Origin of the sequence: Micromonospora yasonensis (genome assembly GCF_026013475.1) — a bacterium.
GTDB lineage: Bacteria > Actinomycetota > Actinomycetes > Mycobacteriales > Micromonosporaceae > Micromonospora > Micromonospora yasonensis.
The window spans coordinates 1-23,311 of record NZ_JAPDPH010000018.1 but is presented as its reverse complement, the minus strand read 5'-3'; the positions used below and the strand labels follow the sequence as shown (position 1 = coordinate 23,311).

General features: G+C 68.6%; 24 protein-coding genes and 2 pseudogenes. 8 read left to right on the top strand and 18 right to left on the bottom strand.

The genetic code is table 11. The features are described from left to right. Positions 1-20: 20 nt before the first annotated feature. Positions 21-1,511 (bottom strand): DUF4331 domain-containing protein, encoded by a 1,491-nt coding sequence (locus tag ONA70_RS06480; RefSeq protein WP_406601153.1) that lies wholly within the window; start codon positions 1,509-1,511, stop codon positions 21-23. Between the two features lie 275 nt (positions 1,512-1,786). Here ONA70_RS06480 and ONA70_RS06475 point away from each other — a divergent pair, with 275 nt between their 5' ends. Beyond that, positions 1,787-2,005: a hypothetical protein gene (locus ONA70_RS06475; protein ID WP_265005406.1), complete on the top strand. Its 219-nt coding sequence runs from the start codon at positions 1,787-1,789 to the stop codon at positions 2,003-2,005. 60 nt (positions 2,006-2,065) lie between these two features. Beyond that, positions 2,066-2,140, top strand: a pseudogene (locus tag ONA70_RS36870) (BBE domain-containing protein); the annotation flags it as partial. 18 nt (positions 2,141-2,158) lie between these two features. Here ONA70_RS36870 and ONA70_RS06470 read toward each other — a convergent pair. The 10 genes from ONA70_RS06470 to ONA70_RS06425 form a co-directional block, all read right to left on the bottom strand. After that, on the bottom strand, positions 2,159-2,950 hold the full coding sequence (locus tag ONA70_RS06470) for a DUF1684 domain-containing protein (protein WP_265005405.1): 792 nt from the start codon (positions 2,948-2,950) through the stop codon (positions 2,159-2,161). Beyond that, positions 2,947-3,726, bottom strand: a complete 780-nt coding sequence (locus tag ONA70_RS06465; protein ID WP_265005404.1) for an ATP-binding cassette domain-containing protein — start codon at positions 3,724-3,726, stop codon at positions 2,947-2,949. The genes ONA70_RS06470 and ONA70_RS06465 overlap by 4 nt, the downstream gene beginning before the upstream one ends. After that, positions 3,723-4,529 carry an ATP-binding cassette domain-containing protein gene (locus ONA70_RS06460; protein ID WP_265005403.1) on the bottom strand — a complete coding sequence of 269 codons (807 nt, stop codon included), beginning with the start codon at positions 4,527-4,529 and terminating at the stop codon, positions 3,723-3,725. The genes ONA70_RS06465 and ONA70_RS06460 overlap by 4 nt, the downstream gene beginning before the upstream one ends. Beyond that, on the bottom strand, positions 4,526-5,425 hold the full coding sequence (locus ONA70_RS06455; protein WP_265005402.1) for an ABC transporter permease: 900 nt from the start codon (positions 5,423-5,425) through the stop codon (positions 4,526-4,528). Before ONA70_RS06455 ends, ONA70_RS06460 begins: the two co-directional genes overlap by 4 nt. Continuing rightward, positions 5,422-6,372 carry an ABC transporter permease gene (locus tag ONA70_RS06450; protein ID WP_265005401.1) on the bottom strand — a complete coding sequence of 317 codons (951 nt, stop codon included), beginning with the start codon at positions 6,370-6,372 and terminating at the stop codon, positions 5,422-5,424. The genes ONA70_RS06455 and ONA70_RS06450 overlap by 4 nt, the downstream gene beginning before the upstream one ends. Positions 6,373-6,382: 10 nt before the next feature. Next, positions 6,383-7,936 (bottom strand): ABC transporter substrate-binding protein, encoded by a 1,554-nt coding sequence (locus tag ONA70_RS06445; RefSeq protein WP_265005400.1) that lies wholly within the window; start codon positions 7,934-7,936, stop codon positions 6,383-6,385. Between the two features lie 230 nt (positions 7,937-8,166). Further along, on the bottom strand, positions 8,167-8,442 hold the full coding sequence (locus ONA70_RS06440) for a hypothetical protein (protein ID WP_265005399.1): 276 nt from the start codon (positions 8,440-8,442) through the stop codon (positions 8,167-8,169). Between the two features lie 65 nt (positions 8,443-8,507). Further along, entirely contained in the window at positions 8,508-9,347 is an 840-nt protein-coding gene (locus tag ONA70_RS06435; RefSeq protein ID WP_265005398.1) for a citryl-CoA lyase, read from the bottom strand. Then, positions 9,344-10,552 (bottom strand): CaiB/BaiF CoA transferase family protein, encoded by a 1,209-nt coding sequence (locus ONA70_RS06430; RefSeq protein WP_265005397.1) that lies wholly within the window; start codon positions 10,550-10,552, stop codon positions 9,344-9,346. The genes ONA70_RS06435 and ONA70_RS06430 overlap by 4 nt, the downstream gene beginning before the upstream one ends. Beyond that, positions 10,549-11,319, bottom strand: a complete 771-nt coding sequence (locus ONA70_RS06425) for an IclR family transcriptional regulator (protein WP_265005396.1) — start codon at positions 11,317-11,319, stop codon at positions 10,549-10,551. The genes ONA70_RS06430 and ONA70_RS06425 overlap by 4 nt, the downstream gene beginning before the upstream one ends. Before the next feature lie 198 nt (positions 11,320-11,517). Between ONA70_RS06425 and ONA70_RS06420 the strand changes: the two genes are divergently transcribed. The 5 genes and pseudogenes from ONA70_RS06420 to ONA70_RS06400 all read left to right on the top strand — a co-directional run. Continuing rightward, positions 11,518-12,528 (top strand): Bug family tripartite tricarboxylate transporter substrate binding protein, encoded by a 1,011-nt coding sequence (locus tag ONA70_RS06420; protein WP_265005395.1) that lies wholly within the window; start codon positions 11,518-11,520, stop codon positions 12,526-12,528. A 71-nt stretch (positions 12,529-12,599) separates the two neighbouring features. Further along, positions 12,600-13,115, top strand: a complete 516-nt coding sequence (locus ONA70_RS06415; protein WP_265005394.1) for a tripartite tricarboxylate transporter TctB family protein — start codon at positions 12,600-12,602, stop codon at positions 13,113-13,115. Next, on the top strand, positions 13,112-14,662 hold the full coding sequence (locus ONA70_RS06410; protein ID WP_265005393.1) for a tripartite tricarboxylate transporter permease: 1,551 nt from the start codon (positions 13,112-13,114) through the stop codon (positions 14,660-14,662). Before ONA70_RS06415 ends, ONA70_RS06410 begins: the two co-directional genes overlap by 4 nt. A 397-nt stretch (positions 14,663-15,059) precedes the next feature. After that, positions 15,060-15,278 carry a hypothetical protein gene (locus ONA70_RS06405; RefSeq protein WP_265005392.1) on the top strand — a complete coding sequence of 73 codons (219 nt, stop codon included), beginning with the start codon at positions 15,060-15,062 and terminating at the stop codon, positions 15,276-15,278. 15 nt (positions 15,279-15,293) lie between these two features. Then, positions 15,294-15,749, top strand: a pseudogene (locus ONA70_RS06400) (TOTE conflict system archaeo-eukaryotic primase domain-containing protein); the annotation flags it as partial. Here the strand turns inward: ONA70_RS06400 and ONA70_RS06395 are convergent. Then, positions 15,648-17,510: an elongation factor G gene (locus ONA70_RS06395; RefSeq protein WP_265005390.1), complete on the bottom strand. Its 1,863-nt coding sequence runs from the start codon at positions 17,508-17,510 to the stop codon at positions 15,648-15,650. The pseudogene ONA70_RS06400 and the gene ONA70_RS06395 overlap by 102 nt on opposite strands. 613 nt (positions 17,511-18,123) lie before the next feature. Between ONA70_RS06395 and ONA70_RS06390 the strand changes: the two genes are divergently transcribed. Then, positions 18,124-19,113 (top strand): TolB-like translocation protein, encoded by a 990-nt coding sequence (locus ONA70_RS06390; protein WP_265005389.1) that lies wholly within the window; start codon positions 18,124-18,126, stop codon positions 19,111-19,113. Between the two features lie 100 nt (positions 19,114-19,213). Here ONA70_RS06390 and ONA70_RS06385 read toward each other — a convergent pair whose 3' ends face one another. The 6 genes from ONA70_RS06385 to ONA70_RS06360 all read right to left on the bottom strand — a co-directional run. Further along, positions 19,214-20,185: a hypothetical protein gene (locus ONA70_RS06385; RefSeq protein WP_265005388.1), complete on the bottom strand. Its 972-nt coding sequence runs from the start codon at positions 20,183-20,185 to the stop codon at positions 19,214-19,216. Between the two features lie 601 nt (positions 20,186-20,786). Next, positions 20,787-21,302 carry a YcxB family protein gene (locus ONA70_RS06380; RefSeq protein ID WP_265005387.1) on the bottom strand — a complete coding sequence of 172 codons (516 nt, stop codon included), beginning with the start codon at positions 21,300-21,302 and terminating at the stop codon, positions 20,787-20,789. Positions 21,303-21,503: 201 nt separating this feature from the next. Continuing rightward, a complete protein-coding gene (locus ONA70_RS06375) occupies positions 21,504-22,004 on the bottom strand; it encodes an SUKH-4 family immunity protein (protein WP_265005386.1) in 501 nt (166 codons plus the stop codon). Between the two features lie 147 nt (positions 22,005-22,151). Next, entirely contained in the window at positions 22,152-22,637 is a 486-nt protein-coding gene (locus tag ONA70_RS06370) for a hypothetical protein (RefSeq protein WP_265005385.1), read from the bottom strand. A gap of 30 nt (positions 22,638-22,667) precedes the next feature. Continuing rightward, positions 22,668-22,904 (bottom strand): hypothetical protein, encoded by a 237-nt coding sequence (locus ONA70_RS06365; RefSeq protein WP_265005384.1) that lies wholly within the window; start codon positions 22,902-22,904, stop codon positions 22,668-22,670. A gap of 190 nt (positions 22,905-23,094) precedes the next feature. Beyond that, a partial coding sequence (locus ONA70_RS06360; RefSeq protein WP_265005383.1) for a hypothetical protein occupies positions 23,095-23,311 on the bottom strand: 217 nt, incomplete at its 5' end.

The window sequence follows — 23,311 nt, the reverse complement described above, 5'->3', positions numbered from 1 at the left end:
GGCCGGCGCCGCACCGTCAGTCAGTTCCCGTCCGCTCGGGGACTCGTCACCGCCGGCCGGTTGCGGCGGCGCCCGAGCAGTAGACCGGCCCCGAAGAAGCCGGCCGCGCCGAGGCCGCCGGCGATCCGGATCCACGTGACGGCTCGCGGCGCGGTGCCGCCGGCGCCGCTGGGCACTCCACCTGACGGCATGCCGTCGGCGTCGATCTGGTTCACCGCCACGTTGCTCGGCAGCGCCAGATAGGGGAAGGTGTTCCCGAACGGCACGTTGTTGGTGTTGACCTCGTCACCGGCAGCGAGCGCAGGCACCAGTTGGCCGGTCTGCGCCGCGCCCTCGAACGCCTGCAACTCGATGTCCAGCACGTCATCGGTGAGACGTCGCCCGTTCGGGAAGCCCTGCAGGTCACCGCCGAGCACGCCGAGCCGATTCGGGTTGGCGGTCACGGGGACACTCATGTTCAACCGGAGCATCTCCGAGGGTACAAACGACGCCGCGTTGACGTCGGCGTTGAGGATCTGCGAGTTCAGGTCGGCCTGAATCGGCGCCTTGGTGTTGTCCAGGGTCGGCGCGTTCTTCGCGATGCCGGTCAGGAAGATCTCGGCGAGGTCGTTGCGGGGCATCGCCGGTGCCGGGATGTTGTAGAGCTTCTGGATCACCTGCGGCAGTTCCGGGTTGAGGATTCGGTTGATCAGCTGCTGGTTCTTGCTGTCGTCCGCCGGCGTGCTGGCGTTGAAGGCGTCCTTCTGGTTCGCGGCCGGCACCAGCTCGTTGACGAGCGGATTACCCAACCGGGACACCTGAACCTGGTCCCCGCCGGCCCTCGGCTCGCTGACCTGCATCCCCTGTTGCGAGGTGCTGCTCCAGATGCCGACGACCGGGTTCCTCGTGTCGTCCCCGTTCAGGGCAAGCGCCGACTTGGGCACCTGCAACGCCACGGTCTGGACGTTGTAGCCGGCCAGGGTGTCCTGCCCGCGCTCGGACAAGTTTCCGCCGTAGATGAGGTCGAACACCCGCAGATCCAGGAAAAATGGATCCTCGGTCTGACCTGCATACGTCTGACCGCCGCCTTCCACCGGAAGTATCGCCTGCTGTCGCAGCCGGCCGTAGTCCGGCATCGACGCCGGCCCCACATCCGACGGGGCCGCCGTGCCGTTCTGCACCAACACCCGCGACTCGCTGCCACGGATCTCGGTCAGCGTGTAGTTCTGTTTGAACAACAAGGTCGGATCGGTCAGATTGTTGACCACGCCGTTGTTGTAGAGGAACGTCGTGCCGTCACGCTTGTCGTCGTTGGTGAAGACCCACCGGTAGGTAATGTCCGCCTTCGCGTCGCCGTTGTTGTCGATGTTGATGTCATAGTGCGCGCCGGGCTTGAAGAAGTAGAAGTTCGGACCGCCGTTGGGCTCCTCGAACGGCAGCCAGTTCGCGATCAACGTGACCGTGTCCTGCTTGTCGGGGCTCACGAAGGCGTACACGTCGGTGTTGTCCACCTCCGGGTCACCCGCGATCAACGGCGCCTCCCGGTGACTCGACGCATCCGCCACCTCCGACACCAACCCCGCGCCGCCGGTTCCCGCGATCAACGCCAGCACGCCAGCGCTGGCATAGCACGCCCGCGCGCTGCGGCGCGAACTCCATCCGATACCGATCCGCACGCCCCACCCCCCCCATGATCAGGCCGCCCCTAGGCAAAACGCCGGGTACCTGGCTCATTCAAAGCACGCGAAGGGAGCAACGTGAGGGGAATTCACGAAAGGCGCGCCGTCGACGGTCAGGGAGTAGTAACGTGCTCGTCCGACACATCGTCACCCGATGCCGAGCTGCACACACCGGCAACCCGGACGGGGCCGGGTTCACGCTGTTCGTCCTCGACGGCGAGACCAACCAAGTGCCGCCGGACGCGACGGCGTTCGTGCACCGACACAGCGTGCTCATCCTCGCTGCCGAGGCCTCCTGGGCGGACTATGCCCTGCGTTGCCACGGCCGATCTGCGCTGGCCCGGTGAGCTCTACCACGCCATTTCGGCGAAACGCCTCCTCGGCATTCCGATCAGAATTTCCCGGATCCGACGCCTAAGAACTGGCGGCGGGCTTACCACCGTACGAACTACGACCGGCTGGTCCGAGTGAAGCGAAAGTAGGATCCGCGACCGACTTCTTCAGCTATCCACAAGGTTCGGCACCTGCCCGGCTGGCTGATCAAGCACTGCCTTTTCGCCGGCCCGGACGGCGAACGGCAGCACGTTCCCCGGAGGTGGCAGCGGGCAGATGAAGGCATCGGAGAACGCACACGGCGGCAAGGTGACGCGGGTGAAGTCCAGCGTCACCGGGCCCGCCGCCGCCGGCAGTGGCAGGAGCAGAAACCGGGCCGCGCCGTAGCTCTCCTTTCCACTGGTGGCATCCCGGAACGTAATGTGCGCTTCACCCTCGTGGCCGGTGTACAGCGCGACCAACTCGGCGTGCTGGCCGTCAACGGTGAAGGCGAACGTGCCGACGACCGGGTAATCCACCAGCCGGTCGGAGTGGCTGTGTTCGGTGCGCACCGTCTGGTCGGCGTCAGCCGGGGTGAACTCGGCGGCCACCACCCAGGCGGGGTCGGGGACGTACGCGTCGATGCCGGCGAACCGGCGCACCGCCAGCGCATGCGGGTCGTACGTCCGTACCGCCAGGTCGGCGCCGCGGCGGATGATCTTCAGCTCGACGTCGCCCACCATGAGCCGCTGGTCGGGGCCCAGTAGGCCCTCAGCGATCGGTACGCCGCCGACGAGCAGGCCTTCGGCGCCGGACACCCGTACGTCGCTTCCGTCGGCCCACCAGGTGCCGGGTATCCCGTCGATCTGGGTGCGCCCCACCAGCCAGTGAGTGCCGGTCAGCGTGAGGTCGCCGCCCGGCGCCGAGACGGCCGCCTCACGGTCGGCATGCCACGTCTGCCACTGATCAACAAAGGTCACAATTCCTCCACCAGGTCGACAGGCAGCTGCGGGATGGCTGCCAGCAGGGCACGGGTGTACTCGTCGGCGGGGTTGGTCAGCACGTGCATGGTCGGGCCGCGCTCGACGACGCGGCCGTGGCGCATGACGAGCACCTCCTGGCACAGCTGGCTGACGATCGCCAGGTCGTGCGAGACCAGCACCAGCGTGAGCCCGAGCCGGTCAACGAGATCCTTGAGCAGGTCGATGATCTGCAGCCGGACCGAGACGTCGAGGGCGCTGACGGGCTCGTCGGCGAGCAGGATCCGCGGGGCCGGTGCGAGGGCCCGCGCGATGGCGATGCGCTGGCGCTGGCCGCCGGAGAACTCGTGCGGGTAGCGCCGTCCGTCTTCCGGGCGCAGCCCTACCGCGGTGAGCACCTCGGCGACGCGCTCGGCGCGGGCCGCCCGGTCCGTACCGATGCTCAGTGAGCGCAGCGGCTCGGCGACGATCGACGCGACCGACATGCGGGGGTTCAGGGACGACCGGGGGTCCTGGAAGACGACTTGGACCTGCCGGCGGAACGCGCGGTGTCGGACCCGATCGAGGGGTTGGCCGGCGAAGCGGATCTCGCCCGAGGTCGGGCGGTCCACGCCGAGCAGCTGCCGCAGCAGGGTCGACTTTCCGGCGCCCGACTCGCCGACGATCCCGAGGCTGGTGCCCGGCCGTACGGTGACGTCCACCGCGTCGAGCGCCGGGTGGATGCGGCCCGGGAACCATCGGGTGAGCTGATGCCCGCTGAGAATCGGTTCGCTCATCGGTCCTCCCTGCGTACGCTGGGGCGGGCCAGCCGGGTCACCCTGGCGGCGCTCGCGACGAGCTGCCGGGCGTAGTCGGAGCGGGGTCGGCGCAGCACGTCGTCGACCGGGCCGGATTCGACCAGCCGGCCCGTGCGCATGACCAGGAGATGGCGGGCCAGTCCGGCGACGACCGGCAGGTCGTGGCTGATGAACAGCAGCGCCACGCCGGTGTCCTCGATCAGCTCGTCGAGGAGGGTGAGGATCTGCGCCTGTACGGTCACGTCCAGCGCGGTCGTCGGCTCGTCGGCGATGAGCACTCGGGGCCGGCAGGCGAGGGCCATCGCCAGGGCCACCCGCTGTCGTTGGCCGCCGGAGAGTTCGTGCGGCAGGGCCCGTACCAGCCGGGCCGGGTCAGGCAGGTGCACCCGGTCGCACCACTCGATCGCGCGGCGCTCGGCGTCGCTGCGGTTGAGGCCCTGGTGCAGCCGTAGCGGACCGGCGATCTGGCGGCCGACCGGCATCAGCGGGTCCAAGGCGGTCAGGGGCTCCTGGAACACGATGCTGACGGTGCGGCCGCGGACCCGGCGCCACTGCCGGTCCGGTGCGCCGAGGTGGTCCTCGCCGTCGATGAGGATGCGGCCGCTCGTGCGCATGCCCGGCGGGAGCAGTCCCAGCAGCGCCAGCGCGGTCAGCGATTTGCCGGAGCCGGATTCGCCGATGAGGCCGACCCGGTCGCGGGCGGCGAGGCCGAACGAGACGTCGCGAACGAGCGGTTGCCCGTTGAGCGTGATGGTCAGCCCGGTGGTCTCCAGGATGGTCATCGGTCGGCTGCCTGCCTTTCCTGCCGTAGCTGCGGGTCGAGGACTTCCCGCAGGCCGTCACCGAGCAGGTTGACCCCGACGACCGTGACGGCGACGGCGAGGCCGGGCAGCAGGACGTTCCACGGGGCCACGCTCACCGTCGACTGCGCCTCCTGGAGCATGCGGCCCCATGACGGCGCGGGCGGCGGAGTGCCGAGGCCCAGGTATGACAGCGACGCCTCGGCGATGACCGCGACGCCGAAGGCGAGGGCGGCCTGCACCAGCAGGGTGTGCCAGATGTTGGGCAGGACGTGCCGGACCAGGATCATCAGTGGCCCGGTGCCGCAGGTACGCGCCGCGAGTACGTAGTCCTGGGTGAACACCCGGCTCGCCGAGATCCGGGTCAGCCGGGCCACTTCGGCGGAGACGCCGATCCCGATCGCGCTGATCGCGACCGCGGTCGACGCGCCGTACACGGTGACCAGCAGCATCGCCAGCAGCAGGGTCGGGAAGGCGATCACGATGTCGATCACTCCGACGACGGCGTTCTCGACGAACCGGCCGGCGGCCGCCGCGAGCAGGCCCAACGGGACGCCGATGACGAACGCCACCGCGACCGAGGCCAGCCCGATCCACACCGCGGTACGCGCGCCGAGCATCAGCTGGGTGAATTGGTCACGGCCCAGGCGATCGGTGCCCGCCCAGTGCCGTGCGGACGGGCCGGCCAGCCGGGCCGCCGGGTCGGTGTGGTCCAGCCCGTACGGGGACCAGACCAGCGACATCAGCGCCAGGACGAGAATCGCCAGCAGCAGCGCCGCGCCGAGCACGAACGACGGCGAGCGCCAGCCTCGGCGTCGCCGGGCGGGGGTGTCGAGCGCCTCGATCGTTTCGACCGCTTCGACCAGAGGTGTGCTCATGTCCGTGCTCTCAGTCTCGGGTCGACCAGCCGCTGCACGACGTCCACGACGAGCCCCATCACCAGCACGGTCGCCGTCATGAGGAAGACCGTGCCCTGCACGATCGGCAGATCGCGGGACTTCACGCTGGCCAACAGCAGCGAGCCGAGGCCGGGCAGGGCGAAGACGCTCTCGATGACCACGGTGCCCAGCAGTGAGCTGGCCAGCAGGATGCCCAGGATCTGGACCACGGTTGCGGCGCCGTTGCGGGGTCCGTGCCGCCACAGCGCCCGCGGCAGGCTGTACCCGAGCGAGCGGGCGGTGCGCACGTACTCCTGGCTCAGCACGTCGAGCGTCGCCGAGCGTACGTAGCGCACCAGCACCGACCCCTGCGCGATGGTCAGCGTCGCCACCGGCAGGACCAGTGACTGGAGCGCGGCTCCTGGATCCTGCCAGCCGGTGCGGGGAAACCCGCCCGGCGGCAGCGCCCGCCACTGCACCGCGACCAGCCAGACCACCACGATCCCGACCCAGAAGATGGGCAGGGCGATTCCCAACTGGGCCAGCGTCGACACCGCCACCCCGAGCAGGCCCCGCCGCCGTACCGCCGCGAACACCCCGATCGGTACGGCCACGACGATCGACAGCATGAACGCGCTCAGCGCCAGCGGTACGGTGACCGGGAGCCGGCCGGCGATCTGGTCGAGCACCGGCATCTGGGTGAACAGGCTGTTCCCGAGATTCCCGGTCACCAGGTCGCCCAACCAGTGGCCGTACTGGGCCAGTACAGGCCGGTCGGTGCCGAGCTGGTGCCGGATGGCATCGATCTGGTCCGGGGAGGACCCGACCGCCAGCAGTGTGACGGCCGGGTCGCCCGGTAGGACCCGGAGCAGGAAGAACACCGCCGAGCCCGCGACGAACAGCGAACCGATCAGCCAGGCGACCCGACGGATGAGGTAGCTGAGCACTGCTTATCGCCTAGCGTTTGGTGATCGGCGCGACATAGAAGCTGTCCGTGGTGTTGTTCTTCTGGTAGCCGCTGACCGAGGTGCTGGCGACCTTGATGGCGGGGTCGAGGAACAGCCAGGCGCTCGCCGCGTCCTCGGAGATCTGCCGTGCCACCTTCTTCAGCAGGGCGGTCTGCTCGTCGGGCGTCGCCGCGGTCTCGGAGTCCTTGACCCACTGCTGCACCTGCGGGTTGTCGTACTGCCAGTAGAACGTCGGGTCGCCGTACCAGACCAGGTCGCGCTGGTTGACGTGGGTCATGATGGTGGCCTGGAAGTTGTGGTTCTTGTAGACCTTGTCGGTCCAGGTCGCGTCGTCGACGGGGTTCAGCGTGATGGTGATACCGGCCTGGGCGAGCTGGCTCTTCAGCCCCTGCGCGATGATGTTGACCGCGTCTGACGGTACGTAGTCGACGGTGAAGGACAGGCCGTTCGCGTGCCCGGCCTTGGCCAGCAGCTGCTTGGCGCCGGCCACGTTGTGGTCGTCGATGCTGGTCAGGTCCTCGTACCAGGGGTCCGTGGGCGGCACCATCGAGCCGATGACCTGGCCCCGGTCGGCCCACACCGCCGTCAGCAGCGCCTTGCGGTCGATGGCCTGCCGGATGGCGTGCCGTACGTCGGGGTTGTTGAACGGGGCGACGGCGTCGTTGAAGTTGAACAGCTCCTTCGTCGTCGATGTGCCTTCCACGATGGTGAACTGCGGCTGGTTGTCGAACTGGGTGAGCACGTCCGGCGAGGACACCTGGGTCACCAGGTCGAGTTGGCCGGCGAGCAGGGCGTTGTTCTCGGCGGTGGCGTCCTTGAAGAAGCGGTACACCACCTGCTTGTTGCTGGCCTTGGTGCCCCAGTACTTGTCGTTGCGGGTCAGCGTGATGGAGTCACCCTGCTTCCAGGAGGTCAGGGTGTACGGGCCGGTGCCGATCACCGTCGTCTCCGGGTTGCCGGCATCGGGCTTGGTGACGGCCGCGCCGGTGCTGGTGAGGTAGAACAGGAACGATTGCGACCGCGTCGACAGGGTGACCTTGACGGTGCCATCGTCCGACGCCTCGATCGTCTTCATGATCGAGAGGTTCTTCTTCCGGGCGCTGGTCGACTCGTCGGACGTCACCCGCTTGAGCGCGGCCACGACGTCGCTGGCCTTCAGCGGGGTGCCGTCGGAGAAGGTCACGCCGGGCTGCAGGTGGAACGTGTACACCGTGCCGTCCGGCGACACGTCCCACGACTTGGCCAGCAGCGGCTCGACCTTGCCCTCGTCGGTCAGCACGGTGAGCCCCTCGACGACGTTGCGCAGCAGCACCTGGGCGTGGCCGGTGTTGCCGCCCTTGACCGTGTTGAGCGTCGTCGGCTCGTTCAGCGAACCGATCGTGATCGTCGCGTCGGTGTCGGCGGCGCCCGTCGACCCGGGGCTCGTCGAGGAGCCGCAGGCGGCGAGCAGCACCGCGAGGGTGGTGGTGGCCGCGAGCGCGCCGAGCGTGCGCAACCGGCGTGCGAAGGGTAGGCCGGCCGAGGGCCTGCGGTGAGTGGTCATGTCCTTACTCCAGGCAGACGGAACCTGCGTCGCGCGAGCGCGGGACGCGGTGATTGAGGCTCACAAATGAGGGCGGATCAGACGTTGATGACAGCGCGCGGGCAGCGTGGCGCGGAAGCCACGGGCGCGGATCGGGGTGTCAGACCGTCAACAACAGCAGATGCGGCGCGCGGCGACGACGCGGACCGCGAGCGGGGTCCGGTCCAACGACGGCGCAGTGTTCACGCAGGTCAGGCTACATGATCACGCAGTTGGGGCGGCAAGCCGGCGATCGTGTCCTTTGCCACAGGTCCGAATCCTGTTCGCAGGCGGCGGTACAGCAGCGTCGACAGCGAGTCGGTGGACTGGGCCGGACCGCCCTGCGTGGTCACCCAGATCTGGTCGGAAATCATGAATCGCCGGATCAGGGACAGCACCAGATTGACCGTGATGGCAGGCGCCAGCAGCGGCCGGGCGACGTACCAGAACCTTGCCGCCGCACCTGCGGCGGCCAGCGCCCACGTCATGGCCAGGAGGCCGTTCGGTTGTTCGGCCGGTCCCCTGTACGTACTTTCCCTGATGGATGTTGGGATCAGGGTAGGGGCATGTCACGGGGAGCCGGGCCGTCGTAGTCCGCGAGTAGTGGTGGCGGTAGCGGGCCCTTGATCCGTCGCCCTGAGCCGCGCTCCTCCCATGCGTGAGCGAGGATGCCCACCGAGCGCGAGAGTACGAACAGGCCGCGGGCCAGCTCGGGCTCGAAGCCGAGTTCTCCGTAGACCACCGCCGTGGCACCATCGATGTTCATCGGCACCGGACGCGATCGGCCCTCGCTCAGCCGGCGCTCGATTTCCTGGGCGGCGCGTAGGTGGCTACCCGCGAGGTGTCCCGCCGCGACTCGCTCCGCCACTGCTTTGAGCAGTGGATCCCGGCGTGGGTCACGTGGATGGAACCGGTGCCCGAATCCGGGTACGTGGGCTTTGCGGGCTCGGAAGTCGGCGAGGACGTCGCAGACGGCCTCTTCGAGCGGAACGTCGGAGCGGGCGACCAGTGCGTCGAGCAGTTCCAGGCACTGCTGCCCTGCGCCGCCGTGCACATCGCCGAGCAGGTTGACGCCGGTGGCCACCGCTGCATTGAGACCGACCCCGCAGGTGGCGGCCATTCGAGCGGCCGCGATCGAGGGGGCTTGCGGGCCGTGGTCCACGGCGGCGACCAGGGCCATCTCGAGGAGTTCGGCCTGTGGCATGGACGGTAGCTCGCCACGCAGCATCAGGTAGGCCATGGCGGGGAAGGACACCGAGCCGATCAGCTGTTCGACGGGATAGCCGCGCAGCCGGATGACTCCCGGCTCGATGTCGGAGACCGCGGTTGACCACCAGGCGGTGGCGTCCGCGGTGGTGACTCGGGCGCGTGCTGCCGCGTGTGCGTCGGTCATACGGCTCCCTCCGCCCGGAGCCTGGCTATGTCCGCGGCTCTGAACCCGAGCTCGGCGAGCACCGTGTCGGTGTGTTCGCCGAGCAGCGGTGGCCGGCTGCTGGCGCTCACCGGGGATCCGTCGATGTGGGTGGGCAGGCCGAGCACCTTGAGGCTGCCACCGTCGGTTGCGGGGGACGGCACCTCGGAGACCAGCCCACGGTGAGTGACCTGGTGGGATGCCAGTGCGTCGGGGACCGATACCACCCGAGCCGCGGGCACCCCGCTGGTGGCCAGCAGCTCGTCCCACTCTCGGGCCGGGCGCTTCCGCAGGCTCAGCTCCAGCTCTTCCCGCAGGGTCTCCCGGTGCCGCTTCCGGTCCTCACGGGTACGGAAGCGTGGGTCGGCGAGCAGCTCCTCGCGGCCGAGAACGGAGCAGAGGGTCTCGAACTGTTCCTGGCGGTTCGCGGCGATGTTGAGCATGTCGTCGGCGGTGGCGAAGGTCCCGGAGGGAGCCGACGTCGGGTTCTCGTTGCCCATCGGCTCGGGTTCACGGTCGCCGATCAGGTAGTTGGAGACCACCCAGCCCATGGTGCTCAACGCGGCGTCGAGCATGCTCACGTCGAGGAACGCTCCCTGGCCGGTTCGCTGCTTGCGTACCAGGGCGCCCGCCACCGCGAACGCGGCGGCGAGGCCCCCGATCGAGTCGCACACCGGGTAACCGACCCGCAGGGGCGCGGTCTGAGCCGTTCCGGTGACGCTCATGATGCCGGACAGGCCCTGGATGATCTGGTCGTATGCCGGCCGCCGGCTGTCCGGGCCGGTCGAGCCGAATCCAGACACCGCGCAGTAGACGAGCCCCGGGTATTGCTCACGCAGCCGCTCCCAGCCGAAGCCGAGCCGTGCCAGCACACCGGGGCGGAAGTTTTCGATCAGCACGTCGGCGCCGGCCAGCAGTCGCTCGAAGACCTCCCGGCCGGCCGGGCTCTTGAGGTTCACGGTGACCGAGCGCTTCCCGGCGTTCTGAGCGAGGAACGAGATGCCGAGTCCCTGTTTCGACAGCTCGGCGTCGGCGCCCAACTGGCGGGCCAGGTCACCGGTGCCGGGCACCTCCACCTTGATGACGTCAGCGCCCAGCAGGGCGAGCTGGTAGCCCGCGAAGGGGCCGGCCAGCACGTTGGTCAGGTCCAGCACACGGACCCCGGAGAGCAGGGGTGCGTCGGTCACAGGAATGCCTCCACGCTGCCGAGCCCCTGGTCGCTGATCCGCCGGGCGGCAGTCACCACTGCCTCGACGTAGGCCGCGATGCGGTCGGCGGTGAACCGCGAGGTGGGGCCGCTGACCGAGAGGGCGGCGAGCACCCTGCCGTCGTGGGCCACGATCGGGGCGGCCACCGCGGAGGCTCCGAGTTCACGTTCGCCGTGACTGAAGGCGTACCCGGTCTCGCGTGTCGATGCGACCGTGCGGGCGAGGGCCTCTCGGTCGAGGCCTTCCGCCGCAGCGAGCCGCTCCAGCAACCCGTTCGGGGCACCGGTCAGCAGCACGCGCGCCGTCGCGCCGCGTGACAACGGCATCGGTACGCCGAGCGGCACGACGCTCCGTACCGTCGCGGTGCCCTCCTCCTGCGCGATCGAGACCCGCTCCGTGCCTTGCCGGACGTACACGTTCACGGTTTCACCGCACCGGTCGACGAGTTCGCGCATCATCGCGCGGGTGTGGTCCGAGACGTCCCACAGCGACGCTGCCAGATGCGCCCACCTGAGAAAGGCCGGCCCTGGCGCGTAGGTCGTCTCACTAGGCCGGAGCAGCAGGCCACGGGCCTCGAGGGTCGCGCAGACCCGGACCACGGTCGTCTTCGGCAGGCCGGTGGCGGCCACCAGGTCCCGGAGCGTACGGGTCGGGTGCGTGGTGTCGAACAGCGCCAGCACGTCGATGGCGCGGGCGATGCTGCGCACCCCACCGTCGTGCGGTTCCGTCTCGTCGGACCGGGCCATAACGCCTCCTGGATCAACTGCGTGGCGGTATGACCATACCGCCAGATGGTTTGAGCGAGTCAAGTCCGGCTAACGATTCGGCCTTCTCGATTCCCAAACCATTACGCGGTCCGAGGGGTTCACACAGCGGTTTGCTTGCGCTAGCGTGACGGCACTCACCCACCCCCACCAGCACCATCACCCCTGAGGAGGAAGGCCATGCGTGCGGTTCGGCGCCCGGCTACTCGACGTACTGCCGCGATCGCGGCGGGTCTGGCCCTGAGCACCGCCCTGGCGGCCTGCGGCCAGAACGCCGGCGGGTCGTCATCGGATCAGTACCCGTCCAAGACGATCAACTTCATGGTGCCGGCGGCGGCCGGCGGTGGCTGGGACTCCACCGCTCGGGCCATGCAGCAGGTCATCCAGAAGAAGAACCTGGCCAACAAACCGGTCGAGGTCTTCAACGTCGCGGGCGGCGGTGGCGCCACCGGGCTGGCCCAGCTCCAGAAGGAGAAGGGCGACCCGCACGCGCTGATGATGACCGGATTGGTCATGATCGGCGCGCTCACCCGGGCGAACTCGCCGGTCTCCCTGAAGAACACCACGCCGATCGCCACCCTCACCGCCGAGGCAGAGGCCTTCGTCGTGCCGGCGAACTCGAAGTACAAGACCATCCAGGACGTCGTCAACGCCTACCAGCAGGACCCCTCGTCGGTCACGTTCGGCGGCGGCAGCGCCGGCGGCTCCGACCACCTCGTCACCGGCCAGCTGCTGAAGGCCGCCGGCGCCGATCCGAGCAAGCTCAAGTACGTCGGATACTCGGGCGGCGGTGAGGCCACCGCGGGCATCCTGTCCGGCGACGTGGGCGTCGGGATCTCGGGCGTCAGCGAGTTCGAGAGCCAGATCGAGTCCGGAAAGATGCGCCTGCTGGCCATCAGCACCGCAACCCCTCAGGACATCGCGGGCAAGCCGGCCCCCACCCTCAAAGACGCCGGCTACGACGTCGACTTCAGCAACTGGCGCGCCGTGGTCGCCGCACCGGGCCTCTCGGACAAGGACAAGCAGGCGGTCACCGACCTCGTGGACAAGCTGCACGAAACCCAGGAGTGGAAGGACGTACTCAAGACCAACGGCTGGGACGACTTCTACAAGACCGGCGACGAGGCACAGCAGTACATCGAGGGCGAGACAAAGCGCGTCGAGCAGCTGTACAAGGACCTCGGGCTGTGAGTCACCCGAACCCGACGGACGGCGGAGCCCCTGGCCGCGGGGGCTCCGCCGTACGGGACCCGGAGATCGCGGTGCACGAAGCGGAGCCCGAGCAGCCGGGTGCCGAGGAGCACAGCGCGGCCGCGCGCTCGCCGGTCGGTCCGCTCCTGGTGGGAGTGGTCATGCTGGCCCTCGGCGTGCTCATGCTCAGGCAGACCTTCAACATCAAGGGAGGCGGCTTCGAGCCCAGCGGCCCGCGATTCATGCCTCTCGTAGTCGCGTCGCTGTGGGCGGTACTGGCGCTCATCTACCTCGGGCAGCAGGTCTCACGGCTTGTCAGGCGTGCCGACAACCTGCCGGCCGAGCGGTTCACCCACATGCTGGGCGCGGCCACCCTGGTGGTGTTGCTCGTGATCTACGCCTACCTGCTGGACCCGCTCGGTTACGTGATCGCCACCAGCCTGTTCTTCCTGGGCGCGTCCCGGGCCATGGGCTCCCGCCAGTGGTTCCGTGACCTGATCGTCGCGGTCGCGCTGTCACTGCTCGTGTATCTCACCTTCACGCGCGCCCTCGGCGTGCATCTCCCGGAAGGGGTTTTGGGCCTGTGAGCTCCTTCGCTGAGCTGCTCGGGGGATTCGGGACAGTCCTGTCGCCCGCGAACCTGTTGTTCGCGGTGATCGGGGTGACACTCGGCACGCTGGTCGGCGTGCTGCCCGGGATCGGCCCGGCGGTGACCATCGCTCTCCTGCTACCGGTCACCTACAACTTCGACGACCCGATCCCCGCGTTCATCATGTTCGCCGGCATCTACTACGGCGCCATGTACGGCGGGTCCACCACGTCGATCCTGCTCAACACGCCTGGGGAGTCGGCGTCCGTCGCGACCGCCATCGAAGGCCACGAGATGGCCAAACGCGGGCAGGCCCGCGCCGCACTCGCAACCGCGGCGATCGGCTCCTTCGTGGCGGCACTGATCTCGACCGTCCTGCTCGCGCTCGTCGCCAAGCCGGTGGCCAGCATCGCCATCTCGTTCCGCGCCACCGACTACTTCGCGCTCATGATCCTGGCGTTGGTCACGGTGACCTCCCTGGTCGGCCGCTCGCTGGTGCGTGGACTGGCGTCCCTGCTCCTCGGTATCTCGATCGGCTTCATCGGCCTCGACGGCGTCTCCGGCGAGCCCCGCTTCACCTTCGACAGCCCGATGCTGTTCAACGGGATCGACTCGGTGCTGCTCATCATCGGCCTCTTCGCGATCGGCGAGACACTGTACGTCCTGGTCAAGGGCCGCACCCGGCCGGGCTCGGTGACCCCGCTCGAGCCCGCATCCGGCGGATTCATGTGGCTCAGCCGCAACCAGTGGCACCGCTCCTGGGCACCCTGGCTGCGGGGCACCGCGTTCGGCTTCCCGTTCGGTGTACTGCCCTCCGGAGGCGCCGAACTGCCGACCTTCCTGTCGTACTCCTACGAGAAGCAACGCTCTCGCGGCCGCAAGGAGTTCGGCAAGGGCGCCATCGAAGGCGTTGCCGGGCCGGAGGCCGCCAACAACGCTTCGTTCTCCGGCGTACTGGTGCCGCTGCTGACGCTGGGCCTGCCGACCTCCGCGACGGCTGCGGTGATGTTGGCAGCGTTCAAGATCTTCAACCTGCAGCCGGGACCGCAACTGTTCGACAAGTCCCCGGACCTGGTCTGGGCGCTCATCGCGTCGCTGTTCATCGGCAACGTGATGCTGCTCGCGCTGAACCTCCCGCTCATCCGGCTCTGGGTAAAGGTGCTGGAGATCCCACGGCCGCTGCTCTACGCCGGCATCCTGGTGTTCGCCACGCTCGGGATCTACTCCGTCTCCGGCGCGATCACCGACATCCTGATCGCCTACGCCATCGGCATCGTCGGCTTCCTGATGCGCCAATTCGACTTCCCGATCGCACCCACGATCCTGGGTGCCATCCTCGGGCCGGAACTCGAAGACCAGTTCCGCCGGGCGCTGAGCATCGGCAACGGCGACCTGACCGTATTCCTGCACCGGCCGCTCACCGTCGCCATCCTGGCGCTCGCCCTACTGGCGCTGCTGCTCCCCTACGCGCCCAAGGTGGTGGCCCGACTGCGCGGTCGACCCGTCGAGGGCACGAGCAAGCTGGCCTTCGCCGACGAGGACTGAGAGAGACGTGTGACGGTTGGCGGGGATCCGGGGGTGGCGGCGACGCGGGCTGGGCTTCCGGGGGCGTCAAGCCCTTGCCGTCGGACGGACGGGGGTAGGACCTGCTCGAGTTGGGATAGCAACGCTGCGACGTCCTCGTGCCAGCCGCGGAGTTCAGCGACCGTTGGTGCGAGTTCGTAGGTGTGATGGTGCATCGCTCGGGACAGGCCGTGCCAGGCGGTGCGCGCCATCCGGACCGCGCCGCGAGGTATCCGTCCCAGGGCCGCAACGCCGCGCCCGTACAGGACGACCTGCCGGTCGCGGATCATGCCGCGGGTGCTCGGCCACCTCGTCGACGTCGGCGGTTACCAAGATCGTCAACGTTCCAAACTCGGACCTGATGCTATACGGTCGGGGGGTGAAAACCGAGCGTCACTGGTGGAACGGCAACCGCACCGTGCGAGGGCGCCGCGACGTGTACATCCGCACCGATGGTGAGTCGTGGGAGGTCGAGGCCCGAGCCGGCGGCGACGCTGGTCGGTCGAAGATCCACCAGTGCCCGGGCCGACAGTCGGCGGAGATCCTGGCCCGGGCATGGATGGACGGACAGAGCCGGTGGCAGGCCGTGGCGCCCTGATCGGCCCACGTCTGGACCTTCTTCAGGGAGCCAGTACCGGCGGTGGAGGCGCGAGCGTTGGGGTTCGGGCTGCTGCGCGAGGCGATGACAGTCCGTGGTGAGCTAGGGCTGGACAGCTACGACCGGTTCTTCCCCTCGCAGGACCACCTGCCTGCCAAGGGTGAAGGGCTGGGCAACCTGATCGCGCTGCCGCTGCAGAAGCAGTGCCGCGACGCCGGCACCACTGTCTTCGTCGACCCAAACACGTTCACGCCGTACCCGGACCAGTGGGCGTTTCTGGCCGGTGTCGCCAAGCTGGGACTGGCCGAGGTGCAGCGGTTGGTCGCCGATCTCCGGCCAGTCGCGGTCGGGCCCGAGGCGTCGCTGTGGTCATTCACGGCGCGGCGGCTTTCCGCGGACGGGGCGGTGACCGGCGAACGCCGCCTCGAGCACCCCTTCGCCGCCGGTCACCTCCGGCAGCATCCGGTGTAGCTCCTGAGCGTCCGCGGCGGTCAGAACCGCCACGATCACCATCTCGTCCGCACGCGCCACCTGGTCCTCCACCATCGCCCCCAGCTTGCTGAGCAGGCTCAGCACTCCGCTGGGTGCCCGCGCGGGCACTTCGAGGGTCACCCGGGCCAGCGGTTCGCAGACCACCGTCCCGCCGGCGGCCAGCGCCTGCGCCACGACGATCGGCGTGAGCCTGCGGAAATCCTGTGCCGTGCTCGTCGGCCCCCGCAGCGATGGCGGCCCGTCGGCCACGCTATAGCCCGAGTCGGTCATCGTCACCACGCAATCGGTCACCGGCCACCCGTGCGGACCGGCCGCGAGCGCGTCGCGTACGTAGTCGCCCATCGCCTCCTGGAACAGGTCCAGCGTCCGGTAGACGTAGAGCGGCGCTAGCCGGTAGTCCACGGGCACGTGCACCGTCACGCCCGAGCCGGGCGGCCCCGGCTCAACCCGCAACCCGATCGTGGCCTGATAGGGATTCGACGGCGTGTTCAGCCGCTTCAGCCCCTCGCCGGTCGCCTTCGGCCGCTCCACGCACAGGGTCGTGGTCTGCAGGAAGTCTGCGTCGACACCGAAGTCGGCGGCCAGGGTCGTCTGGATGACCTCTTTCTGCACCTCGCCGTAGAGCGACACGGCCGTGCCGTCACGCTCGTCCGCGCGTACGTTGATCAGCGGATCCTGCTCGGCCAGCAGCATCAGCGCCGAGCGCAGCCGCCCGCCGTCCCCTGGGCGGCGGGGAACGGCGAGAGCTTCCAGCATCGGCGGCGCGAAGTGATGGTCCATCTGCATGGCGCTGTCGCCCAGGGTGTCTCCGACGCGGACACCCGCGAGGCCGCGCAGCGCCGCGATCTGGCCCGCCGCCACCGTGTCGCGCCGCACCCACACCCCGTTCTCGAGCATGTGGATCGCCGTGATCCGGTCGCGGCCGCCGGTCGGATGATCGCGTACCCGCAGCTCGCCGTCGAACAAACGCACGTAGGCCACCTTCTCGCCGGCAGGTCCCCGCTCCACCTTGAAGATCCGGCCCCGCAGCGGCCGGGCCGGCTCGCCAGCGGCCGGGGGCAGCAGATCCGCCAGGCCCGCCATCAGCTCGTCCACCCCGGCTCCGGTCATCGCCGAACCCCCGAACAACGGGTGCACGGCGCACCGGGCCGTCTGGGCCGCCAGCTCGGCGCGCAGCCGCCGGGCCGTCACGCTCGCCTCATCCTCCACGTACTCCCGCAGCAGCGCATCGTCCGCACTGGTCAATGCGTCGGCCAGAGCCGCGGTGGGCGCGGTGGCGGACACCACCGTCACGTCCAAGCGCCGCGCGATCTCCGCGTAGACGCGCTGCGCGTCGGCGCCGCGCCGATCCGTCTTGTTGATGAAGATCAGTGTGGGTACGCACAGCCGCCGCAGCGCCCGCATCAGCAGGCGGGTCTGCGGCTGGACGCCCTCGACGGCGGACACGACCAGCACTGCCCCGTCGAGCACGCCGAGAACCCTGTCGACCTCGGCGATGAAATCCGGGTGCCCGGGAGTGTCGATGATGTTGACCTCGGTGCCGCCGATGCGCAGCGATGCGACGGCCGAGCGAATGGTGATGCCCCGCTGGCGCTCCAGCGCCAGCGAGTCGGTCTGGGTCGTGCCAGAGTCGACGCTGCCGAGCTGGTCGATGACCCCGGCCGCGTGGAGCAGCCGTTCGGTCAGAGTGGTCTTACCGGCGTCGACATGCGCCAGAATCCCGAGATTGAGAGTGCGCACAGCGCGCAGCGGATACGAAGACAAACGTCACGTCCTTCGAGCGAATGGGCAACAGAGCTCCGAAAGAGGTGAACGTCGCTCGCATGTCTGCTCCTTGCTCGATGGATGCGCTCGCGTGCCAGGAAACCACATCAAGTTTCCCGGGCGCGACCGAATTATCCCGTCCGCCGGTGAGTTGAGTGGTACTTGAAGGTCCAGCCGTCCGCACGCGGAGCAACGCCGGCGCACGCATCGCGTACACCTTGCTGAGGTTCCCCGATAACGCCGAGGGTCCGAGCTACCGTCAGGACGTCGGACTGGAGTGGTCATTGCCCATGCGGGGCCCCGATCTCCGTATTTTGACGAAGCTGGCGAGGCCAGTCCGCTTTGGGAGCACGGGCCACCCGGGGGGCCGGTCATTGGACGACGAAGCCGTGACACGCGAGACCTCCTTGGCCTGGCTGCCGACCTCGTCGTGCACGTAATCCTTGACGCGGTAGGTGATGGTGCCGTTGTCGTTTTCGTGCGGCACGTTGACCTGCTTCGGTTTGCCGGTTCCACGAAGTTGGTGGGAGTCTCGACGGGCGGGCGGTGTCTGAACCTTCTGAGTGACGTGCAGGGCAGAATGAGGCAGATGAGCGCTGGAAGGCCTGGTGTGCGTGCGCTGCGTACGGCCGTGGTGCCGGTCGTCGTGCTGGCCGTGATCATGCTCGGCGGGTGTGGCCGGATGGTGGGACTCGTGCTGCCGGTCTCCCTGTTCGATCCGGTCTGGGCCGCTGACGGTTGGGTCTACTACCTGCGAGAGGTGTCCTCGGACGGGGCCGAACTGTGGCGGCAGCGGCCCGACCAGAGCAACGAGGAACGGGTTCTCGAGCATGCCCCACAGGGGTCCGTCTGCAAAAAGGGCGTGTTCAGCTTTCTCTTCGCGAGCTCTGACGGCGGCGTCGGAATGGCCGTCGAGTGTGGCGGCCGCTGGACGGACCTGCTCAGCTACTCCGCGAGCGACAAGAAGCTCGAATACCTGGCGTCGACCCGCTTCCTTGGCGGCGCGGTACTCGTTGACGGCGACGGCAGGGGGTATGTGGAGGTGCCCCGGAAGTGCGGCGTGGGAATCCAGTCGCTCGCTGACGGCAAGGCTTCGGATTTCCCCACCCCGGTGACGGTCGACGGGAAAACCTTCAATGTCAGTGGCGGTGATTCGGGTTGCGAGTCCGTGGTGCTGGTTTGGTCGCCGGCAGCCGTGGGTGACCGGCTGTTCTTCATGACCGCGCCCGACTCCCTCGGCAGGTTGCCGCTGCGTGCCGGCGTAAACCTGGAGGACTTCACCGGGTACCTGACCGAGTGGGATGGGAAATCGGCCTCGGCTAGGTTTCTCACGGAGATTCCGGGCAGCGTCGATCTAGCGGTGTCGCCGGGCGGCCGGTCGGTGATCGCTGCCGTCGGGTCGCCGGAGAACGAAGCCGGGATCTGGTCGGTCGACGTCGGTACCGGGGAGAAGACGAGGATCGTCGACGACGAGGAGGCGCATCACCCGAGCTTTTCACCTGACGGCAAGCGGTTCGTCTACGTCGAGAACTACAAACATTTGAAGTTCGCCACTGCTTCCGGACACGCGCCCGGATGAGCACCGACACGGCCTACTGGCGGCCCGGTCAAACTCGTGTTCGAGGAGCGTGTGGGCCATCTCGTAGGGGATGAAGCGTGAGTGGCGGTACCCCTCGGACCTAGTCCTCCTCGCCGCAGGTGAGCCAGGTGCCGTCGCCAAGCGCCATCGGGGCCTCTGATACAGGCATCGGGTAGTCCACCTGGCCGAGCACGTCCCCCCGCGCGGTGTCGATCAGCCAGTGCCGCGGATGCCCGTATTCCTCGTCGCTCTCGCCGGTGCTCGCGATGACCGTGCGCTCGTCGACGAAGCCGCACCGGTAGTCCCAGAAGGGCTCGTCCTCCGGTTGAGATGGCGCCTGGGGATGCGGTGGAAGCCGGTCGTAGGCGGCGACCTCGTGGGTCACCGCGCCGTCGGGAAGGCGGTGGATCGCCAGTTCCCCCTGCTCGTGGGCGACTGTGAGGAACCGCGTCCCGCACGGGCTGACGTCGACGAGGCAGCGGTCGTCATCACCGATGCGGGTGACGGTGAGTCGAGTGCCGTCCCACCGGCCCCACCGCAGCGGCGCACCGTCCTGGCCCTCGCCGACGCTCAGGCCCATCTGGCCGGGGTCGGGGTGGGGGATGTGGTGGGAGCCGACGGCCGCGGTGTCGGTCGAGGCCCGCCCCCGGACGCGGCCGTCGACGGTGTCGAGCACGAGCCACTCCTCGTCGTACTCCGGCTCGACGTCATCCGGCAGCGGGATGCGTACATGGGCCCACGCCGTTGAGCCGTACGCGCTGACCCAGCACGAGCCCCAGTCGGGATAGCGGTGCCCGTCGCTGCCCGCGTACTCGTCGTAGGAGTCGTGGAAGGACGAGCAGGGCGAGCTCCAGCATGCGTGTCGCACCCTCCAGCGCAGCGCGCCGGCCGCGTCGACCGCGTGCAGCGCGTGCTGACCGCTGAAGACAGCCAGGTCGAGGTTGGGGCTCACCGCGTCGATCCCGCCCGCCCCGCGCGGCCATGGCGCCGGAAACCGGGCGGCGGGAGCGCCGTCACCTGCGACGAGCCGGCCGAGGTCGTACGCCAACAACTCGTCGTTTCGGCGGATCACGACGAGCCGGCGATGCGGCCACCGCTGGACGGCGGGCGTGTCCGCAGTGTGGGCCGTATCGGGTACGCGAGGAGCGTTCGCCGGCACGCGGAAAGACGCCACCAGGCGAGGGGCGAAGAACATCCTGATCATCCTGCCAGAATTCGCCACCTGCTACGGCGGTGGCACAACTCGACCTGGCGTCCCTGCTGCAGCGCGCCACCGGGCATCTCCGGGCCTCGGCGCAAACATCTGGCTGCCGGTCAACTGCCGGCCGCCGGTCAGCCATACCCAGGCGGCTTCATCCGCGCCGCTGGCGGTAGCGGCTGCTTTCGCACCCACGCCTCCGTCTGCTCCCGCACCTTTACCAGGTCGTTGCCGATGAAGAGCTCGGACCGGCGCCGGTGCAGAATGTGATCGGCATCGTCAAGCTCGGAGCCGGCACAGCGCAGGGCGCGCCGCCGCTGCGACGACCGGGATCGCCATACGGATCACCGTGCAGCGACCCTCTCCGCCGTCGGTCGGGGCCGACGAGGTGCGGTGGCGTCAACAGGTCGGCTCGTGCCAACAACTGGTGCTCGTCGTCGCACTCCGCCCGTTCCGTGTCGTCCCTCGCCATTGGTTATTGACGCGTTCGTTGCCTTCTGCCTGCTCCAGCTTCGCGGTGGCGCCGGATCGCCGCCTCGATCGCACTGGTATCTGACTCACTCAGAGTTCGACGGTGAAGGACGATGCCGAGATGTCCGGGCGCTGGAAAGAAGAACGCGTGGGGCGTGACCAGCACGTCGTACATCGCGACCCACCGAACGAGGCGGCGCGATGCCGTCGTCTCCATCTCTACGCCCTCTTCCGAGATGCGGAAGGTGGTTGGTCCGTAGGTCGACGGCGGCAGCCTACGAACCTCCAGCTCGATGCGCCACCATCTGTAGGTCCAGGCGATCACGACCCCGATGAAGCAGATACCCGCAACAATCGGGAGTTCGGCGCAGAGTGCAAGTACGCCGGCCAGCGCCGTGGCTGCCCCGGCCACACCCAACCAGGCGATCTTGCGCTGGTAGATGGCGCACAGCGTTCGACGAAAGTCCCGCCGGTTGGATTGAGTCGTAACCTCAACGGTGTCCAGCGGCTGCTGTTGCACCGGCGCAGTGTGCCAAGATGCCAGCACCTCGTCAATCCGCGCGTCGTCGCAGTGCGCTTCGGTCGTCACTCAGTTCGTCACTCACCCGGCCGACTATGCCCCGGTTGGGCTCGAGTTGGTCGCCATTGGCGGTGGGAAGGACTGGCGCGTGGCGGTCCAGCGTACGAGGGAAAATCCTGAGCAGGTCCACCCGCTGCCTACCTAAACCATCGCCACCATCTCCTCGATGATCCCGGCCCACCAGGCACCCGCCCTGGTCGCCGACTCGTCCACCTGGGCAAGCTCTCGACTCACGGCCTCAGCCCGCTCGTGATAACGCGGTCCCTCCTCCATCTCGGCGAGAAGAGCCAGGTCGTGCACCCGTCGAAGGAAGATGACGAACCGCTTGATGTCGCTGTTCATGAAAGTCACTTCGGCCGAGCCGCCCTCCGCCGCAACGACCGACCACAGCGATCCGTCGCTGAGGTCGATGTGAACCTCGCAGACACCGTGCCACGCCCGGCCGACAGCAAGGCGACCGGGAAACTCCGTCGACAGGCCGACCCGCTCGGCCGGGTACGCCTCGAAGAAAACGTCCACCCCGCGCGGCAACTCCACCCCGAGCAGCTCCGCCGCCCCTAGCGGCACGTTCTCTCCGAAGATCCGACGCAGGCCGGATTCGGAGTAGCGGACCACCTCCGGCATGCTCTGCAAAGCTCCCATCACGGCATGTCCCCGAATTCCGCCGACCCGGCCAGCAAGGTGATGGGCCAGTGCGCCTGCTCGGACCGCGCCACGGCCCTGCTGCTTCGTCAGCTACGGATGAGATCGTAAGCCCGCGCGAGGTCGTCCGCCCAGACCGCATCGTGGTCACGCCCGAACGCCCGATACAGCCGGTCTCGGACCATCTCGCGTCGCAGCCAGTCGCCAAGGGCACTCGGCCTGCGGGATGCGAAGTTGCACCCGTTCACCGCGTCGGCCAGGTGACGGTCCACCGGCGAGCCGAGCGTGGCATCCCAGATATCCAGGAAACGGTCGACTCTCTCCCCGGTGCCGCTGGCCGCATCGAGGAAAGGTCACCGCGTCGAGGAACGACCCGAGCCGCGACGGGTATTCCGCCAACAACGACCGCCACACCGCCTCCAGGTACCGGTCGACGGCATCCTGCTCGGCGCCCGGCCAGGTGCGCCACTCCTCGCGCAGGAGCAGGCCCAGAACGATGCTCGGGTCGAGTTCATCGGACATCACCAACCGCTCGAACAGCACCGGCAACAGGCTTTTCACATCCTCGCGGCTGCCGACCGTGTTGCCGAGGCTGATGGTTAGCGAGAAGAGGTCGTGTTCGTCGACCAGCACCGCAGCGCCGCGTACGAGGCCGCCGGACGGTCACGACGCCGCATCCTGCCATCGGGTTACCGCATGCCACGGACCGTCTGCCAGGCCCGCGACGTCGACCTCGAGCACACTCCCATCCGCGAACCGCAGATCGTACGGACCGCCCAGATCGAGCAGAAAATGCCACGCCTCCGGATCGGGCTGACCGTCGCGGAGCCGCGCGTTCCAGCCCTTCCCATCGACGACCTCAATACGTACCGGGTGGGTGATCGCCAACGAGGAATTCATGACCCATTCCCAGGACCACAGCACTCTCGAACGCCAGGACTGCCTCATCGACGGCGTCGCCGCTCCGATCATCCACTGGCGTCCTCCGCTGTCGGGTTCAAGCCTCTCCCCCGGAATCCCATCGCCGTCACGAGTCTCGCATCGCCACACCACCGACATCTCACCATGGCCCGCGACGTGCCAGCCGCTTCTACAGGTCTGCGGCCACGCCTATCGTGGCGAACCCCTCGATCGCGTCACGTAGCCGGTTGAGAAAGCCGGTCAGATTCCCTGCCACCACATCGAATCGTGGGTCATCGCTGCGGTGGACACCGGCGACGATCTCGCCGGCAGGAAGCCGGTACACCGGCGCGCCGGCCACCGCGCCCACCGCAAACAGGGTGCCGCCGCCATCACTGGCGAACACG